1 protein-coding gene and 2 pseudogenes are annotated in these 1,314 nt (G+C 68.4%); all 3 read left to right on the top strand.

Annotation, left to right across the window (positions count from 1 at the left end):
- Positions 1-537, top strand: a 537-nt coding sequence (gene hpt, locus ASJ79_RS24230) for a hypoxanthine phosphoribosyltransferase (protein WP_067960987.1), incomplete at its 5' end; no start/stop codon positions are given.
- Positions 538-552: 15 nt separating this feature from the next.
- Positions 553-1,191 (top strand): annotated as a pseudogene (locus ASJ79_RS24225) (molybdopterin-dependent oxidoreductase); the annotation flags it as partial.
- Positions 1,170-1,314: pseudogene (locus ASJ79_RS32755) on the top strand (IS110 family transposase); the annotation flags it as partial. The pseudogenes ASJ79_RS24225 and ASJ79_RS32755, both read left to right, overlap by 22 nt.

Raw genomic sequence — 1,314 nt, 5'->3', positions numbered from 1 at the left:
TCGGTGTTGCTGTCGGAAGAGCAGATCAAAGCCAAGACCGCCGAGATGGCCGCGCAGATCGCCGTCGACTACCAGGACGCGGCATCCGGCCAGGATCTGTTGCTGATCACCGTGCTCAAGGGCGCGGTCATGTTCGTCACAGACCTGGCCAGGGCGATCCCGGTGCCCACCCAGCTCGAGTTCATGGCCGTCAGCTCCTACGGTTCGTCGACGTCGTCGTCGGGGGTGGTGCGCATCCTCAAAGACCTCGACCGCGACATCAACGATCGCGACGTGCTGATCGTCGAGGACATCGTCGACTCCGGGCTGACGCTGTCGTGGCTGCTGCGCAACCTCGCGACGCGGCGGCCACGTTCGCTGCGGGTGTGCACGCTGCTGCGCAAACCCGACGCGGTGCGCGCCGACGTCGACATCGAGTACATCGGTTTCGACATCCCCAACGAGTTCGTGGTCGGATACGGCCTGGACTACGCGGAGCGCTACCGCGACCTGCCGTACATCGGCACGCTCGATCCGAAGGTGTACGAGAACTCCTGAGCGCAGAATGCAGGCATGGCCGACGTCGCACTTCGAATCTGCCCGCTCTGCGAAGCCACCTGCGGGCTGACGCTGACCGTCGACGACGGACGGATCGTCGCCGCCCGCGGTGACCGCGAGGACGTCTTCTCCGCCGGCTTCATCTGCCCCAAGGGCGCGAGCTTCGGCGAACTCGACAACGACCCGGACCGGTTGGTCGCGCCGCTGATCCGTCGGGACGGCGTGCTGACCGAGGCGACGTGGGACGAGGCGTTCGCCGCCGTCGCCGACGGCCTCGGCGCCGCGGTGCGCGACCACGGCGGTGCATCGGTCGGGGTGTACCTGGGCAACCCGAACGCCCACACCGTCGCCGGTGCGCTGTACCCGCCGCTGATCATCCGCGCGCTGGGCACCCGGCAGGTGTTCTCGGCGAGCACACTCGACCAGATGCCCAAGCACGTGTCGCTCGGGCTGATGTTCGGCAGCCCGGTCGCGTTCACGGTGCCCGACCTGGACCGCACCGACTATCTGGTGGTGATCGGCGCCAACCCGCTGGTGTCCAACGGCAGCCTGGCCACCGCCGCCGACTTTCCCGGCAAGCTGCGCGCGTTGCGCGGCCGGGGCGGGCGGCTCGTCGTCATCGACCCCGCCCGGACCCGCACCGCCGAGCTGGCGACCTGCACCACCAAGCCCTCCGCGCCCTGGGCAACAGACTCGTCGGCATCCTGCACGGCTGCCTACGCCATCACACCGCCTACAACGAACACAAAGCCTGGGCGCACCGCCAAACTAACCGAG

Origin of the sequence: Mycobacterium sp. NAZ190054 (assembly GCF_001545925.1) — a bacterium.
In the GTDB taxonomy this organism is placed as follows: Bacteria; Actinomycetota; Actinomycetes; order Mycobacteriales; family Mycobacteriaceae; genus Mycobacterium.
The sequence above is the reverse complement of the archived record's forward strand: the minus strand, read 5'-3'. Positions and strand labels throughout refer to the sequence as shown.